This window comes from Natrarchaeobaculum aegyptiacum, from assembly GCF_002156705.1.
Taxonomy (GTDB): Archaea; Halobacteriota; Halobacteria; order Halobacteriales; family Natrialbaceae; genus Natrarchaeobaculum; species Natrarchaeobaculum aegyptiacum.
Window position 1 is genome coordinate 3,380,067 of sequence record NZ_CP019893.1, and the last position, 21,456, is coordinate 3,401,522.

21 protein-coding genes and 1 pseudogene are annotated in these 21,456 nt (G+C 65.5%); 13 read left to right on the forward strand and 9 right to left on the reverse strand.

The features are described 5' to 3' along the window. Positions 1 to 24 precede the first annotated feature (24 nt). Positions 25 to 507, forward strand: coding sequence for a universal stress protein (locus tag B1756_RS16330; RefSeq protein WP_086890229.1), 483 nt, complete (start codon positions 25 to 27; stop codon positions 505 to 507). A 28-nt stretch (positions 508 to 535) separates the two neighbouring features. Here the strand turns inward: B1756_RS16330 and B1756_RS16335 are convergent, their stop codons facing one another. Both B1756_RS16335 and B1756_RS16340 read right to left on the reverse strand, forming a co-directional pair. After that, the gene (locus B1756_RS16335; RefSeq protein ID WP_086889514.1) at positions 536 to 1,777 is read right to left on the reverse strand and encodes an ArsA family ATPase; all 1,242 of its coding nucleotides are present in this window, start codon (positions 1,775 to 1,777) and stop codon (positions 536 to 538) included. A gap of 72 nt (positions 1,778 to 1,849) precedes the next feature. After that, on the reverse strand, positions 1,850 to 2,950 hold the full coding sequence (locus B1756_RS16340; RefSeq protein WP_086889515.1) for a pyridoxal phosphate-dependent aminotransferase: 1,101 nt from the start codon (positions 2,948 to 2,950) through the stop codon (positions 1,850 to 1,852). 166 nt (positions 2,951 to 3,116) lie between these two features. On the opposite strand from B1756_RS16340, the gene B1756_RS16345 reads away from it, so the two are divergent. Next, positions 3,117 to 3,629 (forward strand): CinA family protein, encoded by a 513-nt coding sequence (locus B1756_RS16345; protein ID WP_086889516.1) that lies wholly within the window; start codon positions 3,117 to 3,119, stop codon positions 3,627 to 3,629. Positions 3,630 to 3,822: 193 nt separating this feature from the next. Then, positions 3,823 to 4,320, forward strand: coding sequence for a metal-dependent hydrolase (locus tag B1756_RS16350; protein WP_086889517.1), 498 nt, complete (start codon positions 3,823 to 3,825; stop codon positions 4,318 to 4,320). 85 nt (positions 4,321 to 4,405) lie between these two features. On the opposite strand, the gene B1756_RS16355 is transcribed toward B1756_RS16350, so the two are convergent. Next, positions 4,406 to 5,383: a transcription initiation factor IIB gene (locus B1756_RS16355; protein WP_086889518.1), complete on the reverse strand. Its 978-nt coding sequence runs from the start codon at positions 5,381 to 5,383 to the stop codon at positions 4,406 to 4,408. A gap of 274 nt (positions 5,384 to 5,657) precedes the next feature. Here B1756_RS16355 and B1756_RS16360 point away from each other — a divergent pair, with 274 nt between their 5' ends. Both B1756_RS16360 and B1756_RS16365 read left to right on the forward strand, forming a co-directional pair. Further along, a complete protein-coding gene (locus B1756_RS16360) occupies positions 5,658 to 6,404 on the forward strand; it encodes an MBL fold metallo-hydrolase (RefSeq protein WP_086889519.1) in 747 nt (248 codons plus the stop codon). A gap of 50 nt (positions 6,405 to 6,454) precedes the next feature. Continuing rightward, complete coding sequence (locus B1756_RS16365) at positions 6,455 to 7,507, forward strand: DUF8108 domain-containing protein (RefSeq protein WP_086889520.1); 1,053 nt, start codon at positions 6,455 to 6,457, stop codon at positions 7,505 to 7,507. An 80-nt stretch (positions 7,508 to 7,587) separates the two neighbouring features. On the opposite strand, the gene B1756_RS16370 is transcribed toward B1756_RS16365, so the two are convergent. Both B1756_RS16370 and B1756_RS16375 read right to left on the reverse strand, forming a co-directional pair. After that, positions 7,588 to 8,679 carry a DNA topoisomerase IV subunit A gene (locus tag B1756_RS16370; protein WP_086889521.1) on the reverse strand — a complete coding sequence of 364 codons (1,092 nt, stop codon included), beginning with the start codon at positions 8,677 to 8,679 and terminating at the stop codon, positions 7,588 to 7,590. Beyond that, positions 8,676 to 11,111 (reverse strand): DNA topoisomerase VI subunit B, encoded by a 2,436-nt coding sequence (locus B1756_RS16375; RefSeq protein WP_086890230.1) that lies wholly within the window; start codon positions 11,109 to 11,111, stop codon positions 8,676 to 8,678. Before B1756_RS16375 ends, B1756_RS16370 begins: the two co-directional genes overlap by 4 nt. Positions 11,112 to 11,231: 120 nt before the next feature. Here B1756_RS16375 and B1756_RS16380 point away from each other — a divergent pair, with 120 nt between their 5' ends. From B1756_RS16380 to B1756_RS16390, 3 genes are all read left to right on the forward strand, one after another. Then, a complete protein-coding gene (locus B1756_RS16380; protein WP_086889522.1) occupies positions 11,232 to 12,461 on the forward strand; it encodes an outer membrane protein assembly factor BamB family protein in 1,230 nt (409 codons plus the stop codon). Then, positions 12,458 to 13,735 carry an outer membrane protein assembly factor BamB family protein gene (locus B1756_RS16385; protein WP_086889523.1) on the forward strand — a complete coding sequence of 426 codons (1,278 nt, stop codon included), beginning with the start codon at positions 12,458 to 12,460 and terminating at the stop codon, positions 13,733 to 13,735. Before B1756_RS16380 ends, B1756_RS16385 begins: the two co-directional genes overlap by 4 nt. Positions 13,736 to 13,924: 189 nt before the next feature. Then, positions 13,925 to 14,530, forward strand: coding sequence for a helix-turn-helix domain-containing protein (locus B1756_RS16390; RefSeq protein ID WP_086889524.1), 606 nt, complete (start codon positions 13,925 to 13,927; stop codon positions 14,528 to 14,530). A 73-nt stretch (positions 14,531 to 14,603) separates the two neighbouring features. Here B1756_RS16390 and B1756_RS16395 read toward each other — a convergent pair whose 3' ends face one another. After that, positions 14,604 to 15,773 (reverse strand): M24 family metallopeptidase, encoded by a 1,170-nt coding sequence (locus B1756_RS16395; protein WP_086889525.1) that lies wholly within the window; start codon positions 15,771 to 15,773, stop codon positions 14,604 to 14,606. A 164-nt stretch (positions 15,774 to 15,937) separates the two neighbouring features. Between B1756_RS16395 and B1756_RS16400 the strand changes: the two genes are divergently transcribed. After that, positions 15,938 to 16,801 carry a COX15/CtaA family protein gene (locus B1756_RS16400; protein ID WP_086889526.1) on the forward strand — a complete coding sequence of 288 codons (864 nt, stop codon included), beginning with the start codon at positions 15,938 to 15,940 and terminating at the stop codon, positions 16,799 to 16,801. A 1-nt stretch (position 16,802) separates the two neighbouring features. Here B1756_RS16400 and B1756_RS16405 read toward each other — a convergent pair whose 3' ends face one another. Further along, positions 16,803 to 17,291: a metal-dependent hydrolase gene (locus B1756_RS16405; protein WP_086889527.1), complete on the reverse strand. Its 489-nt coding sequence runs from the start codon at positions 17,289 to 17,291 to the stop codon at positions 16,803 to 16,805. 198 nt (positions 17,292 to 17,489) lie between these two features. Between B1756_RS16405 and B1756_RS16410 the strand changes: the two genes are divergently transcribed. The 3 genes from B1756_RS16410 (at position 17,490) to B1756_RS16420 (ending at position 19,633) form a co-directional block, all read left to right on the forward strand. Continuing rightward, positions 17,490 to 17,894 (forward strand): CopG family ribbon-helix-helix protein, encoded by a 405-nt coding sequence (locus B1756_RS16410; RefSeq protein WP_086889528.1) that lies wholly within the window; start codon positions 17,490 to 17,492, stop codon positions 17,892 to 17,894. Between the two features lie 296 nt (positions 17,895 to 18,190). Next, on the forward strand, positions 18,191 to 18,946 hold the full coding sequence (locus B1756_RS16415; protein WP_086889529.1) for a helix-turn-helix domain-containing protein: 756 nt from the start codon (positions 18,191 to 18,193) through the stop codon (positions 18,944 to 18,946). A gap of 54 nt (positions 18,947 to 19,000) precedes the next feature. Next, positions 19,001 to 19,633 carry a uracil-DNA glycosylase family protein gene (locus tag B1756_RS16420; RefSeq protein WP_086889530.1) on the forward strand — a complete coding sequence of 211 codons (633 nt, stop codon included), beginning with the start codon at positions 19,001 to 19,003 and terminating at the stop codon, positions 19,631 to 19,633. A 25-nt stretch (positions 19,634 to 19,658) separates the two neighbouring features. On the opposite strand, the gene B1756_RS19960 is transcribed toward B1756_RS16420, so the two are convergent. Continuing rightward, positions 19,659 to 20,297 (reverse strand): molecular chaperone DnaJ, encoded by a 639-nt coding sequence (locus tag B1756_RS19960; RefSeq protein ID WP_228434645.1) that lies wholly within the window; start codon positions 20,295 to 20,297, stop codon positions 19,659 to 19,661. 67 nt (positions 20,298 to 20,364) lie between these two features. Here B1756_RS19960 and B1756_RS19965 point away from each other — a divergent pair, with 67 nt between their 5' ends. Then, positions 20,365 to 20,766 (forward strand): hypothetical protein, encoded by a 402-nt coding sequence (locus tag B1756_RS19965; protein WP_228434646.1) that lies wholly within the window; start codon positions 20,365 to 20,367, stop codon positions 20,764 to 20,766. Positions 20,767 to 21,185: 419 nt separating this feature from the next. Here B1756_RS19965 and B1756_RS20290 read toward each other — a convergent pair. Next, a pseudogene (locus tag B1756_RS20290) lies at positions 21,186 to 21,320 on the reverse strand (DnaJ domain-containing protein); the annotation flags it as partial. Positions 21,321 to 21,456: the final 136 nt, after the last annotated feature.

Here is a 21,456-nt window from a genome sequence, read left to right on the forward strand (position 1 = left end):
GCGCTGCCGATGAAGCTATTCGACATGTACCGCGTTCTCCTGCCGATCGACCGAGAGGACCGACGGGCCCGCGCGCAGGTCGACGCCATCCTCGAGTTGCCCGAGACCGAGTCCGACGAAGCGAACGAGGGTGGTGGGGTCCACGTCGACGTCCTCCACGTTCGCGAGGCCGACGGGACCGACGCCGAGTGGGCGGCTGGCGGATTCGCAGACACGTACGAATCCGAACTCGAGGAGACGGCCGGGGAGCGACTGATGGATACCCTCGAGCCGGTCCGCCACTCGCTGGAGTCGGCCGGCCTCGAGTGTGAAATCCACGTCGCCGAGGGCGAACCCGCAACGACAGTCCTCGAGGCCGCAGCGGAGTTCGACAGCGACCTCGTCGTCATCGGGGTCAGGACGCGCTCACCGCTCGGGAAGGTGCTGTTCGGGAGCGTCGCACAGGCCGTGATCCTCGACAGTGACCAGCCAGTGATGGCCGTTCCGAGCGACAGCGACGCGGCGTGAGCCGTCGCCATCGTTGCGGTGGGCAGGATCAGCGGAGACAGGCCGCGACGATCGTTAGCATCTCCTCGCCGCGAACCTCGTCGGCGAACAGCGGCACTCGCCTGACCTCCGTCCCACGGAACAATTCGTGGGCCTCCTGCAAGGCCGACTGCTGGACGTCCCACCGACGCTGACAGAACGCACAGTCCTCGAGATTCGGCTCGAGGAACGCCTCGCCGCCCTCGACGTCGTCGGCCACGTCGGAGAGGGGCTCCATCACGCGATTGACCACGACGGTCCCGACGGGGATTTCGAACGACTGCAACTGGGTGCGCAACCGCTTGGACTCGAAGACGCTCATCTCCTCGGGAACCATGACGATCCGGAAGTCCGTCCGCGCCGGATCGCGCAGGACGGCCCGAAGGCGTTCGATCCGATCACGGAGTTCCTCGAGGTCCTCGAGTCCCTGCTCGGCGTCGGGCTGTGGCCCACCGAACATCCCCTTGACGCTCTCGAGCATGCCGCTTAGCCGCTGGCGCATCGTCAGCATCCGGCCGACCATCGAGTCCATCACCTCCGGCAACTGGAGGAGCCGGAGCGTGTGGCCCGTCGGCGCGGTGTCGACGACGACACGATCGAACCGGGGGTCGTCCAGGTACTCGAGCAACAGCTGGACCGCCGCGGCCTCGTCGGCACCGGGCATGGCACCGCCGAAGAGGGCGTCCATCGGGTTCTCGCCGCCGAGAAGGTCTCCCAGCCCACCGAGTTCGCCCGTATCGCCGAACCCGCCGACCGGGTCCTCGTCGACGCTGGCGTCGAGATCGCCGATCCCGCTCGGGCCCCTGGTACCGACGTCCTCGTCGGACCCGTCGCGTCCGTCACCTGCGGCTTGCCCGAACAGGCCCGCCTGTCCCCGCTCCATCGCCGCTTCGGGATCGATCTCGGCGGCGTAAAGGGGAATATCCTCGTGGATGCGCTCGGGTTCGGCCGGGACATCCGTTTCGAGGGTGTCGGAGAGCGAGTGGGCGGGATCGGTCGAGACGACGAGCGTCCGAATCCCGCTGCGGGCGCTGTCGAGCGCCGTCGACGCGGCCATCGTCGTCTTTCCCACGCCGCCTTTCCCACCGTAGAGGACGTACTCCGGGCCGTCGATCGGCTCGTCGGCGGGCTCGACGGTGATCGTCTCGCGCTCGTCGCCGATCGAGTCGGTCGGCGTCACCTCGATCGTGTTGTCCGCGCGCTCGGCGTCCGCCTCGTCCCCGTCGGCCGGCTCGACGTCCAGTCCGCTCATGGCACCCCCTACAGCGTCCCATCACGAGTATTCGTCGGTCTCGAGAGCCGAGAAAAACGAGCGCCGCCGGAGTCAGCCGAGGTACCCAGCCAGCCGGTCTGCGGCCTCCTCGACGCGCGGTGTCACGAGCGCGAACCGGAGCCAGTCCTCCCGGGAGTCGCCGAATCCGGAGCCGGGCATCCCCGCAACGCCAGCCTCGTCGATCAGCTCGAAGGTGTTCTCGACCGTCCCCGGGAAGCCGTCGAATCGGGCCATCACGTAGAACGACCCCTCGGGTCGGGTGTACTCGGCGCCAGCGGCCTCGAGCGCCTCGGTGAAGGCGTCGATGCGCTCGCGGAGACGCTCGCGGTTTCGCTCGTAGTAGTCGGGGTCGGTCTCGTGGAGGGCCTTCAGGACGGCGTACTGGCCGGGCCGGGTCGTCGCGACGTTCACGAGCATGTGGCGGCCGCGGGCGTTCTCGACGAGGTGGTGTGGAAAGACGGCGTAACCCACGCGGAGTCCGGTGATCGCCATCGACTTCGAGAACCCGTTCGTGACGATCCGGTGATTCGATTCGATGCCGAGCGCACTCGAGAACGCCCCGGCGTAGTCGAAGTGATCGTAGACCTCGTCACTCACGAGGATCGCGTCGTGGGCCTCGGCGATGGTGACGAGTTCGCGGATCGTCTTCTCGGGATAGACCGCGCCGGTCGGGTTGTTCGGCGAGTTGACGACGATTGCCGCCGTGTCCTCGCTCGCAGCCTCGCGGACGGCCGCGGGATCGAGTCGCCCCGTCTCGTCGGTCGCGACGTATGCCGGCCGACCCCCGAGCATCGTCGTCTTCCCCGGGTAGTACGGATAGACGGGATCGGTCAACAGGATCTCCTCGCCACGGTCGCGCTCTAGCGCGCGGGCCATCGCGAGGTAGTTCGCCTCGCCGGCCCCGTTGGTGATAACGACCTGTTCGACGTCGACGCCCCGACGTGCGGCGATCTCCTCTCTGAGCGCTCGCAGGCCAACGCTCGGCGGGTACTGAAACGCGTCCGGCTCGAGGTCGGCGTACTCGCGCAGGCCCTCCCGGAGGGCGGCGGGCGGATCCCAGTCCGGGTTGCCACTGACCATGTCGACGACGTCCCGATCGGCCTCGTTCGCGTAGGCCATCACGCGGAAGAACAACGGCGTCTCGTACTCCATACTCGAGCGTTGGCCTCCCCTACCGTCCGTCTTCCGTTTTCGCGTACGCCACGACTGACCGATCGACCGCCGACACAGTTGACTCGAGTACCGCCAGTTCGTCGACTTTCGACGACGCCCTGTCGAGACCACCGACTTGACAAGATTGCCAGCCATTGGATCGCGTATGAACCTCGACGTGGACCCGGACCTGCCCGCACGTGTCGGCGATGCACTTCGTGAAGCCGACGAGACGCTCGCCGTCGCCGAATCCTGTACCGGCGGCCTCATCGGGGGCGCGATCACGGCCGTCCCCGGCTCGAGCGACTACTTCGAGGCGGGATTGACGACCTACGCCTACGGTGCCAAGCGCCAGCACCTCGGCGTCAGCCACGAATCGCTGGACGAACACGGGGCCGTCTCGGAACGGGTCGCCCTCGAGATGGCCCGCGGCGTCCGCGACGTCTGTGACGTTACCTGGGGGATCGCCACGACCGGCATCGCGGGGCCGGACGGCGGGACCGAGACCGATCCCGTCGGGACCGTCTACGTCGGAATCGCCTACGCCGGCCCGTGGGGCAGTGAATCCTCGTACGCGACGGCGACCCGGCACGAGTTCGACGGCGACCGTGCCGAGATCCGTGCGAAGACGGTCGAGCAGGCGCTCGTGGATTTCCTCTCCGAACTCGAATCCCAGTAGGCCCCGTCGAAGCTACCCAGTTCGAACGCGACGATGGCTGCCGTCACTCTCGCCCTCGAGTCGCGAGTGTGAATGGACGACCAGCGAGCGACCAGTCCGAAATCGGATCGATCAGGGCGACCAGTCGACGCCTCGAATCGAGAGACACTCAGGAGAGAAAGGTATTCACGTCCCCCGATTCGAGTACGGGTCGATGAACAAGAAGGGGCACGTGCTCAACGCCGTGCTGTTGAGCGTCGGACTCGGCTACCTCCTCGAGCCGGCAACAGAACTCACAGACGTGCTGGTGACACTCGAGACGATGGTGATGATCGGCGTGCCGGTGACGCTGGGGGCGCTCTTCCCCGACGTCGACACGGCCTTCGGAAAACACCGAAAGACGCTGCACAACCTGCCGGTCCTCGCCGCGTTCTTTTTCTTCCCCGCCGCGTTCGGCAACCTCGAGTACGTCTGGATCGGCATCCTCACCCACTACGTTCTCGACGTGGCCGGGAGCAGACGGGGAATTGCGCTGTTCTACCCGCTCTCGTCTACCGAGTACGGCCTCCCGTTCGGGGTCACCGTCAGTAGCAGTCGGGCGACCATCGTAACCGTGCTCGTGACGATAGTCGAGGTGGCCCTCGCCGCTGTCGTGATCCTCGAGGTGCCACAGTGGGGACTCGAGGTGGGTCGACAGGCGATGGGGATCTAACGCTCGTCGCGTCTTCAGCGTCGAGAAACCGGGAAGAAAGAGCCGCGGTCAGCGTCGAGGTCGATCGCGTCTCGAAGCCACATCATTAGGCCGGCGTCGCGGTGTTCGAGGCCTCGAGCAGCTCCTTGTACCGGTTGCGGATGGTGACTTCCGAGATGTTGGCCACCTCGCTGACGTCGTTCTGGGTGACCTTCTCGTTGGTCAGGAGTGCGGCAGCGTAGACGCCTGCGGCCGCGAGACCGACGGGCGACTTGCCGCTGTGGACGCCCTCCTGACGGGCCGACTCGAGCAGTTCGCGGGCCATCCGCTCGGTCTCGTCCGAGAGGTCGAGGTCGCTGACGAACCGGGGGACGTACTGCTCGGGGTCGGCGGGCTGAACCTCGAGGCCGAGTTCTCGGATGACGTACCGGTACGTCCGGGTCAGCTCCATCTTGTCGACGCGGCTGACCGCCGAGATCTCGTCGAGGCTGCGCGGCGTGCCAGCCTGTCGAGCCGACGCGTACAGCGAGGCCGTCGCGACGCCCTCGATCGATCGCCCGGGGAGGAGGTCCTCCTCGAGTGCGCGCCGGTAGATGACCGACGCGGTTTCGCGGACGTTCTCGGGGAGGCCGAGTGCGCTGGCCATCCGGTCGATCTCACCGAGGGCCTGCTTTAAGTTACGCTCTTTGCTGTCCCGGGTGCGGAAGCGCTCGTTCCAGGTGCGCAGCCGCTGCATCTTCTGGCGCTGCCGACTCGAGAGCGCCCGACCGTAGGCGTCTTTGTCCTGCCAGCCGATGTTGGTCGACAGGCCCTGGTCGTGCATCATGTTCGTGGTGGGCGCACCGACGCGGCTCTTCTCGTCTTTCTCGGCGGCGTCGAACGCGCGCCACTCGGGACCGCGGTCGATCTCGCCCTCTTCGACGACGAGCCCACACTCCTCACAGACGGTCTCGGCGTGTTCGGTGTCCGAGATGAGTCGGCCGCCACACTCGGGGCACTCCTCGCGCTCGTCGGCCCGGGCCGTCTCCTCCGTTCGTTCATCCGTGCTTTCTCGCTCGTTAGTGTAAGTTCGAATGTTGCTCATGGTGTATCGGGATGGTTACTCGGGGCTCCCGGGTGGGGTAACCAGAAGAAACCCGGTCGCCTCGGCTAACGTATAGTAAGACCGGAACTCATATAAAGCTTTCGCCGCCGTAATAAGGCTCTCGGCCAAAATTTTAAATGGTTTTCGGTTACATGGTGATTAATCGGCAGGGTTACCTCGGTAAGAGCGAACTATCTCCGATCGGACTCACTCGAGCGTCGCCGACCCGTCGAGAGTCGAACGATTTTCCACCCGGCCACGCGAACGACCACCGATGACCGTCCGATTCGGTGCGCTCACCGTCGACTGGCTCGGCCACGCCTGCGTCCGCCTCGAGGGTCACACCGGCGTCGTGATCTACGTCGATCCGGGACCGGGACGTCACGGCGTCCTCGAGGGCCACGAACCGGGGGACGGCGACCTCGTGGTCGTCTCCCACGGCCACCACTACGACCCCGCGTCGATCCGCCGGGTGGCCCACGACGAGACCATCGTCGTCGTCCACGAGGCAGTGGACGTCACCGACCTCGAGCACGCGAGCGAACGGCCAGAGGACCTCCCTTACGAGGTCGAACGCGTCCGTGACGACGAGGGATTCGTCCTCGGGCCACTCGACCTCTTCACGACACCGGCGTTCAACGATCCGGCAGGCCCAAACACCGACGTGGATGGCGAGCCGTACCATCCCGACGGCACTGGCTGCGGGTTCGGTATCACCGTCGACGGCGTCACCGTGTACTGGCCCGGCGACACCGATCCCTTCGAGTTCCACGCCGACCTCGAGGTCGACCTCTTCCTTGCACCCATCGGCGGCGCGACCACGATGGATCGCCACGAGGCGGCCGACCTCGCCGGGGAGATGCGACCGGACCTCGTCTTGCCGGTCCGCTACGATCTGGCCGGCGAACGCGGTGACGATGCAGACGGCGTGGCCGCCGTCGACGTCGACGCGTTCGTCCTCGACGTCGCCAGCCGCGGTGTCCCGGTCGTCCTCGATTCGCACCCGGATGCAGACCAGTAGTTTCTCGACAACACCCCAACACTTACTGGGGGCGCTATCGATCCCGAAGTATGGGCGGCCTCGGCGGTTCGAACTCGAGACACCAGCCACGGTACTGTACAGCCTGTGGAGCATCTCTCGAGCCCGGGGCCAATTACTGTTCGGCCTGCGGGAGGGCCGTTTCGCCTTCTGGTTCGGCCGCCCGTTCTGCCGCCGGTACCGGTGAGAGACGACAAGCGGACTCGACCGATTCGTCGTCGGCGGTCACCGACCGCGACGTCCTCGAGTACCGGATCGCCAGGGCCACGGAAGCGGGCTGGAAACTCGAGGGCGATTACGGCGACTACGCGGTGATGGTCCGGCGGACGGTGGGTGACCTGGGGACCCACGCTCTGATCGCCATCCTGACGATCTGGTTTACCGGTGGGCTGGCGAACCTGGCCTACGCGGGTTACAAGTACGTCGGTGACGCCGAACGGGTCGTTCTGCGAGCAGACCAGCCCACGCGGGCGAGGTCTCGAGGAGGAACGACCAGGAAGTCAGACCCCGGCAGGAACGCACTCGGCTGGTTCGTCGGCATCGCCTGTTTCGCAATGGCTGGATTGTTCGCACTCATGGGAGTTCTCGGCGGCATCCTCTCGGTCGTGCTGGCCATCTTCGTCTTCCTCCTCGGAACGTTCGGCGTGATCGCCCTTCCACCCATCCAGCAACGCGTGCGCCGCCGCCACTCGGTCACGACGAACGGCCGTGCTCGAACGGTCGACGAACGAGCGGTCTCCGCCCCCGAAGAACCGTGTACCACCTGCTCGAGCCCTGTCGACCCCGGCGTCGAACGCACCTACCGCGAGTCGTTCTGCGTGCTGGGATTTCCACTCACCACCGACGAAGGGAGAAACCACTACTGCCGTGGCTGTGCGAACGCCGAGGGCGTTTCGGACGGCACGCTCGAGTCGGGTCACGACGTGAGTGGGCCGAACACACGGAACGGGTCGGTCGACGACGGCGCTGCTGGCTCACCTGCGGACACAGAGACGGGCAGAGACACAGACCCAGCCACAGACGTGGGCGCAGACACAGCGAGCGCGGAACCCGGCGACACCGACCTCGAGTCGGAATCGGCCTGACCGTGGGCGGTCATATCGGCTCTCGAGAGCGCGTCGACGGTGGTGAAAACGAGCGGGAACCGGGCACAACTCGAGTAGCGTCAGATGATGCCCATCTCGTCGAGTCGCTCGGGCAGGTAGGTGTCGGTCACGAAGTCGAGGCCGTGAGAGGCCAGTGCCTGCTGTTCGGACTTCTTCTCGATCTCGAGTTGCAATTCGATCTGTTCTTCCCAGTAGTCGGTCTGGAACCGGGGGTCGGTGAGTTCGTTCTCGAGGGCGTTGATGTCAGAATCGCTGAGCGGGTCGTTCGGCAGGTCGTACTCGACGATGTCGGCGGGCTGGATGCCGATGAACTGCGCTTCGGGCGTCGCGAGGTACTCGGAGAGGTGTGCGGACTTGATCGAGCCGTACGCCACGGAGCCGTAGATCCGGTAGGACCACGGGTCACCGTCCGTAAAGACCGTCACGGGAAGCCCGAGTTCGTCGTGGAGCCGGCGGGTGATGCGTCGAGTCGCGCGTGCGGGCTGGCCCTTGAGGTGGACGATCAGGGCGTTGTACTCGTCGTCGAAGCCGTTTTCGACGAGCCGGTCGCGCATCCCACCGGTCTCGACGGCGAGGATGAAGTCGGCGTCCGTGCCGAGGAACTCGATCGTGTCGGGGTTGTTTGGTATCTGGTAGCCACCTTCGCCGACGTCCTCCTGACAGTGGATCTCGCGTTCGCCGCGACGGGTCTGCTCGCGCAGATGCAACGGCCCCATGATCGTCGCACCGGACTCCTCCGGCCGCATGTGGAAGTCCTCGCGAGTTACCCCCGAGACGATCTCCAGGTCCTCGATCAGTCCGTTCGACTCGTCCTGATCCGAGAACTGGGCTTCGTCGTTGTCCCAGCTCTCTGAAAGGTAGTAGAGTTCACGCAGGGTCGACGACCGGTCTTCCTCGAGCTGTTCGGCGAGGAACTCGATGGTGTAGACGGCTTTCAACAGCTTGCGGGCACCGCGGACGGAGTTTGCGGATCGCTTCGAGGTCCGGTCGCCGTAGACCCATACTTTCTCGTCTTCGTCGTACTCGATGTTGGTCTTCGTCCGCGTCGGCACGGACATGTGGGGGATCTCACCCAGTTCGAACTGGTCGTAAAACTGTGCGGCGAGGTCGATCAACTGTTCGCGGGCCTGCTGGTCTGATTCTGTGCTCATTGTGTCACCGTGAGTTTCTCGCTTTCGACGCCTTTCACGCTCAGGTCGAACGACGCGTCGGCCCCGACCTCGTACTCGAGGGTGGCCTCGTCGCCGCTTTTGACCTCGGGCTCCCAGGTGAGGAACCACTCACCGTCCATCTCGATAACCGACGCCTCATCCGGAAGGGCAGACGGTTCGGCGGAGACGATGTCGGTGATCTCGAGGCTCTCGTTCGTGCTCGAGTTGTTCTCGACGACGACCGACACTGCCTGACTGTCGCCGTTTTCCTCGACGTTCCGTTCGACGAGGACGTTGTTCATGATCCGGGCGAGTGCGTCGTCGATGTCGGGTTCGTCGCGGCCGGTAACCTCGGCGACCTTTTCGGCCATCTCCGGGAGGATCTTCCCGAGGACGTTCTGTTTCTTCCGGCGCTGTTGCATCGACCGGCGTTTGTTGAGGTAGCTCTTGAGTTCGCGGGCGGCCTCACGAATCGCGAGTTCGATCTCGTCTTCGATCGCCGGCACGTTCGCGACAGCGTCTTTCGATTCGCTCGTGAAGGGGACGTTCGTCGAGGCGACGTGGACCATCACGACCGCGGGGCCGTTCGGGAGCCCCGACCCGCCGGGCTGGTCGAGTCCGTAGTTGCGCCAGCCGATCGACTTCACCACGTCGGTGGTCGCACAGGCACCGCGCTGGTAGACCAGCGGCACCCGGTTGGCGAACCGGAGGACGTCGATGCTCCCTTCGGCCTCTAAGCCGCCGCCGTAGGCGATGCCGGCCTCGACGACGAACGGGTCGCCGCCGTGGACCTCGGCGTCGCGGCTCGCGGCCGCGAAGAAGTCCGCGTCGAACTCCTTCTTGAGGCCGGCTTCGACGAGGTCCGCCGTGATCGGCGAGAGACACCGCGTCGGCGGGGCCATGATGTCGGTCTCACGCATCCCGTCGACGAGGTCGCTCGCTGCGTCTCGGTCGTCGGCCAGTTCCCTGACCAGTGGGGGCTCGTCGGGGACGGTGGCCATGACGCCCCAGATCGCCTCGAGGACGTTCTCGCGGGCGGTGTCGCCGAACGCGACGTCGTCGTACTCCTCTGTGAGGTCGGCCGCGCGGTCGACGTTCTCGCGCAGTGAGGTTCGCGTCAGGCGGTGACGGGTGTCCTCGAGGTCGGTGAAGGTAGCGGCGAGTCGCTGGGAGAAGGCGTGGAGGACCTCGTCGTCTTTCCGGGTACTCGTGGCGTCGTCGACGAGCGCGTAGAGGTCGGAGACGAGGCGTGACTCCTCGGCGTCGTCGACGTCCTCGCGCTCGTCGATCAGCGCGAGCCAGACTGCCTCGACGGCGTTTTCGCGAACGGTGTCGCCGAAGGTCGTTCCGTGATCGGCCTCGACGGTTGCTGCAGCGTCTCCGACGACGGCCGCGAGTTCGTGGTGAGCGATCCGGTCACGGTCGACGACGGCGTCGGTGATCGCGTCGGCGAACGCTGCGGTCGCCTCCTGTCCTTTGTTCGCGGTGGCGTCGGCGACGATGGCGTGGAGGTCGAGCCCCTCCTGAGCTACCGGCGGCCGCCAGCGCATCTCGCGACCGAAGTGACGGTCGCGGAAGGCGTCGATAATCGAATCGGACGTCTTCTTGCCGACGCGGGTGAACTCCTCCTGGAGAAAGCCGGAGACGGAGTGGGAGTCGGTGGCCGCGAGCATCTTGAGGACGGTCCCGAGTTCGACGCCGTGTGGGTGCGGACGGATCTCCTCGGTCTCTTCGGGGAGCTGGTCGGTCGCTCGCTCGAACTTGAAGTGGGCCTTGGGCTCGCGCAGCTCGAGGCGGGCGTGGGGATTGACGACCGCCGTGTGCTTGATGTAGTCGTGAAGCTGCTGGCGCGCCCGCATGTTGGCTTCCATCTCGAGTTCGATGCGGGTGCCGTGTGGGCGGTCCCAGGAGGTGGTCCGGTCGACGCTGATCTCGGGTTCGTTCTCGTCGGTGTCGACGATCAACTCGAAGTACTGGGCGTCCGAAGAACCCTGCGTTCGACTGGTGATCTTGGCGGGTTTGCCGCTCGTAAGCTGGGAATAAAGCACCGCCGCGGAGATCCCGATCCCCTGCTGGCCGCGATTCTGTTCGCGGACGTGGAATCGCGAGCCATAGAGGAGTTTCCCGAAGACCTTCGGGGCCGATTCCTTCGTAATCCCTGGACCGTTGTCCTCGACGATCAGCCGGTAGTAGTCCCCGGCCTCCTGGATCTCGACGTAGACGTCCGGCAGGATTCCGGCCTCTTCTGCGGCGTCTAACGCGTTGTCGACGGCCTCCTTGACGGCCGTAACCAGGCCTCGAGCACCGCTGTCGAAGCCGAGCATGTGCTTGTTCTTCTCGAAGAACTCGGCGATGGAGATCGACTGCTGGTTTTCAGCCAGCTCCTCGGCGATCCCCGACTCCTCACCGAGCGTCGACTGGAGAGACGTCATCACCACCCAGTAGAGAGGGCGGGGCTAAAAGGTGTACGCAACCGGGGCGAAAGTGGAACGACGACCAACCGTCGTGGAAATCCAGCAGTTTTTTGACCGGTACGAAACCTGATACGAGCGATGACTGCGCGGGGACCACGCTCGAGCAGGCGACGAACATTGCAAGTGGCGTCGCTCGCGATCGGCGGTGGGCTCGCTGGCTGTATGCAACCGTTGCTCGAGGAGGCTGGGGACGGTGGACAGGCGTCGACCGACGACGAGCCGGCGACCGACTCGACCGGGACGGATACTGAACCACAGCCGGAGGCAGACTCCGACGAATCCGACGAGGGCGATACCATCGAAGCGGTCGACCTCTCACCGGCCTGGGACGTCGACGGACTGAACAGGGTCTTCGTCGACGACGGCCAGTTCGTCGGCCGCAATTCGGGCGACGTCACCATCGTCTCGTGGGACGGCGACGTCGTCTGGGAATCCCAGAGCGGCGACCCCGACGGCTACAGCGAGTGGCCAAACGACGGTCGCGGTTTCGCTCGCACCGACGACTACGTCTTCGTCCACTACCTGAGCTGGGGAATCGAAGAGGAGTATCCGGCCTGCGTCTACGTCTTCGACGCCGACACCGGGGAACTCGAGTGGCGTCACGACACCGGCGCCGATCGCGTCTACGGGATGGATGCCGTCGGCGACAGGCTCTACTACGCCGCCCGGCCGTTCGACAGGGACGAAACGGAGTCGCCGATCAGGGCCTACGACCTCGACGACCGCGAGATCGTCTGGGAGTCGCGTTTCTCGACGAACGATCCCTGGAGTCTCACCGTCCACGACGGGCACGTCTACGCGACGACGGGTCGAATGCGCGTTCTCGACGCCGCGAGTGGCGATCTCGTGGCCGAACACGGCAACTGGTTCGCGTTTCACCGCGAGAACGAGACGCTGTACTTCGAGGACGGAGACACGATCGGTGCGTACGATCTGGTCGCCGACGAACGCACGATGGAGGTGAGCGTGGATCACGGCTACTCGAGAGATCTGACCGTCGTCGCCAACAGAGCTTACGTGTCTGATACCAACGGCTATCTCTCGGCAATCGACCTCGAGACGGGGACGGTCCGCTGGGAAGAGCGACTCGACGGCAGTCTCAGTGGTCGGCCGATCGTCGACAGCGGAATCGTCTGGGCCTACGACGCCACGAGTGTCCTGTGGGGACTCGACGCCGACGACGGCTCTGTTCTCGTCCGACGGTCGACGGAGGCCGACGGGGACGATCGGGTCTCCGCCCTGGACGGTCGCGTCTTCGTCCCGGACCCCTACTACACGGCCTACGACGTCGGGGAGGATGAGAGATGACAGACGAATCGTCCTCACGACGGTCGTCGCAATCGTGCCGTCGAGACGAGATCATCACGAACCGACGCTCCTTCTGTGCCGCCCTCGGGGTCGGGGCTCTCGCGGGCTGTCTCCAGCTCGAGCAAGCAGACGACGACCACTCTGCTGGCCTCACGGAGGGCGACGGAACGACCGACGCAGCGTTCGAGGACGAAGTCGACGGCACCCCGATCGACGATCCAGAGTGTCTCGAACTCGTTTCAGCCTGGGAACGTAACCTCCGTGACGTCGTCACCTTCGAGGGAGCGTTCCTCGGTGTTGCTGGCTCGAGAACTGCGGGCGTCGACGCCCCGCGACTCGAGCGATACGCCGCCGACGGAGAGATGACGTGGGCCAGCGACGAAATCGACTCCGAGTACCGGTTCGAGTTCCACAGAGACGACGACGTCGTCGCCAGAGGCGCCACGGTCGTCGCCGTCGCCCGTGACGGCCACGACGGCGTGATTCACGCCTTCGACACCGACACGGGTGAGCGACGCTGGTCCGACGACGTTCGCCTCGATAGAAACGTCGGTGGCTGGGCACTCTCGCTCGCAGACGATCTCGCCGTACTCGCGGCGGTCAGCGACGAGTCGGCCGACGAAACGATCGTTCGCGGCTACGAGGCTGGGGATGGCGAGCGACGGTGGGAGAGAGACATCGACCTGGGATACGTGACCGGTGTCGAACACCACGACGACGGCTTCTTCGTCGTCGGCTGGCGACAGGGCGGCGGTGAGATCGTCCGCGTCGACCTCGAGGCCGGCGGGAACGTCGGGGGGGAAACTACCCTCGACGTCGCTTCACCGGGATACGTTCGTGGTGAGGGTGGCGATCGGCTCTACTTTCGCGGGAACGAAATTCACGCGTACGATCCAGCGAACAACGAATACGAGTGGAGCCTCGAGGTTGACCGGCAGTTCGGGCCGGGCGTGGACGTCGACGGAGAGACGCTGTACGGCGGAAACAGCTCGGGATGGGTCGTCGCGCGAGACGCGACCGACGGCTCGATGCGCTGGGACACGCGCGTCGAGGGTGGCGTCACGGACTCGCTTTCGGTCGCTGACGGGATCGTCTGGGCCAGAACCGACCGCGGCGAACTGGTTGCGATCGACGCGTCGACGGGCGAGGTGGTTCACACACTCGAGGACGCCTACATGGTCGCTGCAGCGCCGGGACAGGTATTCGTCGGCGACACCGCCTACGACCTCGAGTCGGAGACTGGCTATAGTAACAACTGTAACGATTCACACTGATCGCCGATACGTCTGGCGATCAGGTGTGCACTGACGTGCAGTGGCTACTATAACTGCTGAGTGGCGAGTTTCCCTGCGCTCAAATATCCCATTTCCCGGCGGATAATATCCGGAACAGTGGGTAGCAACGGTATCCCGGTGTACAAAGGTTTAACCACGAGCGAACCTTCTTCCTAACCGAGAAGACACATGGTTCGAGACGACGGCGACGATCGCCCGGGAGGTGACGACGGCTCGAGTGAGGGTGACGTCTTCGACGACGAGCGAGGGTACGATCCCGTCGAGGACGTCGACCAGCGGGTCGTCGACCTGCTTTCGTGGATCCTCGACACCGAGACGCGAGCGAAGATCTACGTCTACTTGCTCGCGAACCCGGGGAGTACCTCCGAGGAGGTCGCCACCGGGACGGGTCTCTACCCGAGTACCGTTCGCGAGGCCCTCGCCGAACTCCACGAGGAAGACCGTGTCACTCGCACGAAACGCGAGAGTGAGGGGGCCGGAAACAACCCCTACGAGTACCGGGCGATCCAGCCGAGTGACCTGGTCGGCGGCGTCGTCGACCAGGTCCAGCAAGAGCTAAACACCATCTTCACACTCGACCGCGTGCTCGAGCGCGACGAGCCCGAACCGACGCTCGACAGCGGCGTCGAACCGGTGACGATCACCGTCGAGGACGCCGACTCCACCGTGGACGATGCTCCCGACGATTCCGTCGACGTCCAGCCAGCAGGTGAGGACGCGGCCGATGAGAGCGACGAAGACGACGAAGACGACGAAGACGAATCGTCGGAGTGAGACGGTAGCGCCGGGAAGAATCCAGTTCGATTTTCCGGTCAGAGTCCGATTACGAACCAGCCGTCGCTTCGAGTCAGCCGTCCTGCTCGAGGATAGCCGGTCGCTCGAGCTCGAGGTCGTAGCCGATCGCTTCGACCGTGATCGTGGGCCAGTCGCCGGTGGAGGTCAGCGGTTCGAATCCGTTTTCGGCGCGGTCGTCACTCGTGTCGTTGCCGTCGCCGTCCTCGTCGCGCCCGGTGACGAGCACCGTTCCTTCACTCTTTGCGCCCTCGACGGTCGGGTTCCACGCGTAGGCCATCGGGAGGCCAACGGGGTGCTCACTGTCGGGAGTCGCGATCCACTCCCGGCCCGAATATCCGGCGGCACCTCCCTGATGGTGGTGTTCCCACTCGCCGGGATAACTGACCGCGTCGTAGGCATCCTGAATCGCGGCGAAGACGTCCCCTGAAGTTCCCCGGTCCCGACTCGAGAGGCCGCCCTCACCGACTGTGCCGACCGCCTGCGTCGCCGCGAGCGCCGTCGTCTCGACGCGGGCGGCAGCCTCGTGTCGTCGCTCGAGCCACGCCGGCGGATCGAACGCGACCGTCCGGGTGCAACTCGCGTGGAGGCCCGCTCGAGCCGCCGTCACCGAGACCAGTGCGTAGTCTCCGAGTCGCGCCGTCGTCGGTGTGTAGTGGCGATACTGCCCTGCGCGGTCTGCCCCGCCAACGAGAACGACGGGGGCCTCGATCCCGCGGGCAGAGAGGGCGACCCGGACGGCGGCGGCGACCTCGCGTTCGGTATCCTCGGGTCGCAGTTCTCGACAGACCGCCTCGACCGATCTGGAAACCTCCCGACCGAGCTCTCGGTACCGATCACGGTCGCGGGCGGTCAGTGGCTGCCGCAGCGGCGTCGGATCGACCCGCTCGAGGCCGGGCACGTCGATGTCCGCTGCGGCGGGCCCGTCGACGCGCTCGGCGATGGCCGCCTCGAGCGAGGTCTCGTGCCAGGGGAACACCTCGACCGCGACCGCGTCGTCGAGGTCCGGCAGTTCTTCGTTTTCGATGCGGTCAGCTTCCACGTTGTTCGTGAGCACGCACACGTCGGAGCCGTCGTAGCCGACTGCCGCCACGCCCACCGGGTCTGCCCGGTCGACGACGTTCGACCCGCCGGTCAGCCAGGCGAACGCGTTGGGCCGGGCGAACCAGACCGACTCGAGGTCGACTCGCTCGAGGTACCGCTCGAGTCGTTCACGTTTCTCCATGCCGGCTGGTTGGATGGGTAGACCTTGAATGCGACGAAGGGGAAGTCGTCGCGTGTCGAGACAGTCACAGTGGCCAGCGGACCCGTCTCGAGGACGATTCCGACCGGTTGGGAACGACTCGGGACCTTCAAATAGCGGAGGTCCTAACCCCCGGGCGAACGACTGTGTCGTCCGACAGCCACACCCGTCCGATATATCGCTCGCTCGTCGATCGGTTCGGCTTTCCGCACCTGCTCACGACGACGCTGGTCCTCGTCGCGGCGACGATCCTCCTCGGCGTCGCCGCGAAGGCGACCGGCTCCGGCCTGGCCTGTGAGGCCAACTGGCCCCAGTGTGACGCCGGACCGTTCAACCTCTTCCCGGCGAACCTGCCGAGTTTCTACGAGTGGATCCACCGATTCGTCGCCATGTTCGCCGGCTTCGCCATCGTCGGCTCCGCACTCGCCGCGTGGCGACTCGAGGACGTCGACGACCGCGTCGCCTCGCTCGTGATCCTCGGGATGATCCTCACACCGATACAGGTCTACCTCGGCGGTCAGACCGTCCTCCAGTACCAGATGGAGATCCTCTCGTTGCACTTCTGGACGGCCATCCTCATCTTCGCGATGTTCGTGATCGCGACCGTCCTCGTCTGGCGAGGCTCGTTTTCCGTGCGGACGATCACCGGCGCGTTCGTCGTCGGACTCCTCACGCTGCCCGCCCACGTCGCGCTCAGCCCGACCGAATTCGGTGTCGTCACCGACTACTCGCCGACGGTCCAGCTTCTCCAGTACGGCGTCACGCTCACCCTCATCGGCGCCGTGATCGTCGCGACGATGGTCACTCGGTGGCACGCCGGATCGCGCCTGCTCTCCGGGCTGACCTACGGCACGACCGGGCTGGCGCTTGCAGTCGCGTACTTCGGTCGACAGGTGGTGATGAACTTCAGCATGACGATCGACCGACTCTACCTGGTTCTCACGGGCGTGCTCGCGCTCGCGTTCGTCGTAGCCATCGCGGTCAGCCGCCGCCAGTCCGGCGGTCGCTGACTCACGCGATCGTCACGACGACGACCGCCGCAAGGCTCGTTGCACCGACGCCGACCCCGAGGAGTGTGTAGTTCGCGATCGGGTTGGCCGCGTTCGTCAGGTTCAGCGTGTAGTGCCACCGCGAGACCGGCCAGAGCGGGCGAACGCCCATCGGCGTAATCGCGTCGGCGAGGATGTGCGAACCGATCGAGAGCGTACCGACCACGAACGCGTAGCCGACGAGGCCTGTCGGCGACAGGCCCCAGGCGTTCGCGAGAATCGCCGTGACGGCGGCCGCTCCGGCGCCGACGAAGAGCGCGAAGAAGACGGTGTGTGTGATCCCACGGTGGTCGATCAACGGGAGGCTGTGGTCGACATCGGGGAGGGTCGACAGGGCGAGGCAGACGAATCCGAAGACGACTGCGACCTGTTCGTACCCCGCGAGTGCGACGGCTCCACCGACCGGCGCGTACGCGAGGAGTGCGGCCCCGTAATGGCCGAACTGGTACATCGATCACAGGAATGGGGCGCTCGCTCATAACCGTTCTGTACTGGCTCAGCTTCCGACCCCACCGGACAGCCCCCCATCTACCAATCCCTGTCGGATCGACCCCCATCTCCCATCCTCGCGCCCCAGTTCCCGATCCCCATCCACCTCGAGTCGTCTCCGACCGTCGAACCTTTTCTCCCGGCCCTCGAACGAGTGGGCATGCGAACTAGCCTCAACGTTCCCGACGAGATGCTGGCCGAGTTCGACCGGACCTGGCAGGCAGAAGGCCTCGAGTCCCGGTCACGAGCCCTTCGCGAGGCGATCCAGGAGTACGTCGAGTCACATCACCAGCTCGAGAAAGCTCGCGGCCCGGTCGCCGCGACGGTCGTCTTCGATTACGTCCACGACGAAATTATCGAGGATCTCCACGAGATCCAACACGAGTTTCAGTCGGTCATCGACACCACCTGCCACGTCCACCACGGCGAGTGGTGTCTCGAGGCGGTGTTCTGTCACGGCGAGGCTGCACAGGTTCGCTCGCTGGTCTACCGGTTGAAAGATTTCGACGCGGTGGGTCGAGTGTCCGTGACGTTGCTTCGATCGGACGGGTTCCAGTCGCCCTGACCCACACTGTGTCGACGATTCGTTTGTACCGGTTCGGCAATCGAACACCGCCCTCGGCGAGGAAAACTCCCCACAGCAGGCCCGTCGATTTCGCTCCGTCAACGAGGCGACCGAACACCCCCACGTAAAAGTACCTTCGATGGCTAACCATCTAATTCATGTAACCTCGAGTGAATGTATTTACGGAGAATCGATATGTATCGTTGCCCTCGACGACCGGACGACTACCCTCGTTCGCTCAGTCCCGTTGCCCCCGGTCGAGGACCACCGTCGACTCCCACTGCGGGGATCGTTCGATGAGCGTCGTCGCGACCGTCGCCGTCCCGGCGTCGGCGTTTCCGCTCGGGACTCTCCTCGAGAGTGATCCAGCAGTCCACCTGTCGGTCGAGGCGGTCGTTCCCACCGCCGACGAGCCGATCCCCTACCTGTGGGTTCCGGACGGAACAGACGAGATCACCGACCGACTCGAGGAGATACCGGTCGTGGCAGCGGCGACCGTGGTCGACGAGTTCGAGGAGACGCTCCTCGTTCGCATCGGCTGGACAGACGGCGTCAACGGCGTGCTCGAGTCGATTCGCCGCGCCGACGGCATCGTCACCAGTGCGGAAGGGCGCACCGATCGCTGGACGTTTCGCATTCGATTTTCGAACTACGACGCGCTGTCTACGTTCTACGTCGAATGCTCCAAACACGACGTCGAGGTCGAACTGCTCGAGGTCTACGAACCGACCACGCCGGAGCAGAACCGACGATACGGACTGACGGCTGGCCAGCGAGACCTCGTAATCGCCGCCTACGAGGCCGGCTATTTCGACGTGCCGCGGGAGACGACGCTCGTCGAACTCGGCGAGGAGCTGGAAATCTCCGATTCGGCGGTCTCACAGCGGCTCCGGCGCGGGCTCGCGGCACTGATCGGCGCGACGCTCGTCGCCGAGGACGATGGCGGGCTGATCCACGATCCGTTCGCCGAATTCGACGACGATGGCAGCGCTGGCAGTGACGTCGAGTCGTCGGTCGCCCACGAATCCTCGCTCGATGGCGACGAACCCTGAGCCGATGACGAGCGACCGCGCCGATTATTGCCATCGCGTGCAAACGACCGGCCCGTGAAAACCGTCACCGACCGAACGAGCAACCCGTTCGACCTCGAGCCACCGTGTGACTGCTCGCCGCCGGACGAGCGGCAGGCGGTCTTTAGCTACGGTGACGCCAACGCCGATTTCCACGTTATCGGCGACCATCCCGGCGTCCACGGCGGCAAGCGAACGGGCGTCCCGTTCACCGAGACGGATGCCGGTCGCGGGGTCGTGGACGTCCTTCGATCGACCGGGTTCGTCTCCGGGCCCGACGACGCGCCGACCGTCGAAAATGCCTTCCTGAGCTACTTGCACATGTGCACGCTGCCGAACGGCCACGAGCCCGCGGTGGCGGCCTACGACGCGCTCGAGCCATTTTTCGACGCCGAACTTCGGGCAATCAACGCCCACATCCTGTTGCCGGTCGGCGAACGGGCGACCGATCACGTCCTCGAGGGCTACACCACCCAGCGTGACAAAGTCGACCTCGACATGGCGAGGCTGCACGCACAGGAGATCCGGGGGCGCGGATTCCTCGTGGTACCGATCCGGGACCCGTCGTCGTGGGAGCCGGGCGACCGGGAGAAAATCCGCTCGAGACTCGAGGCGATCCTCGGTCGGGATTATCGGCAGACGAAAGGCGTCGCGACGACGGTCGGTTGACGTGTGAAATCCGATTTCGTTTGATTCACCGGCCGAATCGCTTCCTGATCGTCGCCCGCAGTGGCAACCAGAGTCCGCCGACGATCGGAAGCAGGCCAAACGCGACAATTTCGAGCGGGAGCGTGGCGGAGCCGGCAACGCCGAGGGCGATTCCCGCCGCCGGACCGAAGACCGGCAGGACGTAGAGATACGACGGCGTCCAGCCCGGAAGTCGGCGGGTGTGGTGGACGACGACGCCGAAACAGAACGGGAGCAGGACCGTTCCGGCGAGCAGCGGACCACCGGTCAGGCCGGCGGCCAGCGCGAGTGCGATCGCGAGGACGACCGTCTCGCCCATCGTGATCGGCCCGCGGACCGTTTCCTGCCACGCGAGGCGACCGAGGCCGACGAGAGCGATCGCACCGCCGAGGAGACCACCGACGAGGACGTACCACTCGAGCGCGGCCACGGTTCCGAGCGCCGGTGGGACGTCGAACCCGAGGGCGAAGGTGGTCGCAGGCGTGAGCCCGTGTCGATCGCCCGTGAGGACAGCCCATAGTTGGCTGGTCTCGGTCCCGGCTGCCACCAGTTCTGCCCATAGCGTCCCGAGGGCGTGAGTGTGTTCGAACGCGTAGTGACCCAGTCCGAGGACGTACACGAACAGCGAGCACCAGAGCAACGGCATCGCGACGTTTCGCCGACGCCACCAGGCGAAGACCGTCTCGAGGGGCCCCGCCCCGGACCCAGTGGCGGTGGCGCTCGTCGCGTCTCGACTCGTCGACGAGGGCCCAGCGGTGCCTGTGCTGGCAGCCGACGTCGCGTTGGTTCCCGCGCCGATTCCCGTGCCAGCGGCTCCGGCTGTTGCGCTCGAGGCGGCGTTCGTCGCCCCGGCAGTCGCACCGGCAGTCGTCGACCCGGTCGCCGTCCCGGTTGTTTCATCGGTGCTCGCGTCAGCCGTGGTCGTTCGGGTTGTCTTCGAGCCTGCGCTCGAGGCGTTCGTCTGTGTCTTCGCGGCGTCGCTCGTCCCGGCCGCTCCCGACCCGGTCGTCGACGATCGCGACCGAGAGGAGGTTCGTGAACGTGACCCTGTGGCGGTTCCGCTCGAGGTGGACGACGTGTCTGTCCTCGACCTCGTACTGCTCGAACCGGACTGAGACCGGGAACGTGACCCCGTACCCGACTGGGTCCGGGTTCGGCCGCTCGACGAACGCGAGTCCGACGTCTTCGAGCGTGTCGAGGCCGTCGAACTGTCCGCGCTGGTGGTGCTGGACGTGCTGGTCGCGCCTGTACTCGGGGAAGCGCTCGCGGCCGTCCCCCCACCCGATGACGACGAGTCTGGACGCGAGCGTGAGGCCGAACTGGCGCTCGAGGCTGCCGTCGCTGACTCGGCGACTTCGGGTTCGTCGTCGTCGTTTTGCCCCCCGTCTTCGGAGTCGTCATCGGACGGCTTCCAGACGTCTGGCGATGGGATGCCGCTGGTTCGTTTGCTGACGTACGTCTGGTGTCCGAGTCGATCGTAGGCCTTGCGTTCGACTGGGTCCGTGAGAATTTCGTTCGCCTTGGTGATGGCGGTGAACTGGGCGCGCGCCCGATCGTCGTCGTTGAGATCGGGGTGGTAGATCCGGACCTTCTCGCGGTAGGCGTCTTTGATCTCGTCCTGTGAGGCGTCAGGCGAGATGTCGAGAAGGTCGTAGAAGTCCTCGGTCATAGACAGGGTCCACCGTCGGTTACCAGACCGTTGTGACCGAAATCTTATAGCTCCGTTGTTCTGTTCGGGACACGTCGCTCGACCACGGCTCTCCACTCGAGTCTGGTAATTGTTTTGGCCGCCAGACTGGCAGGTT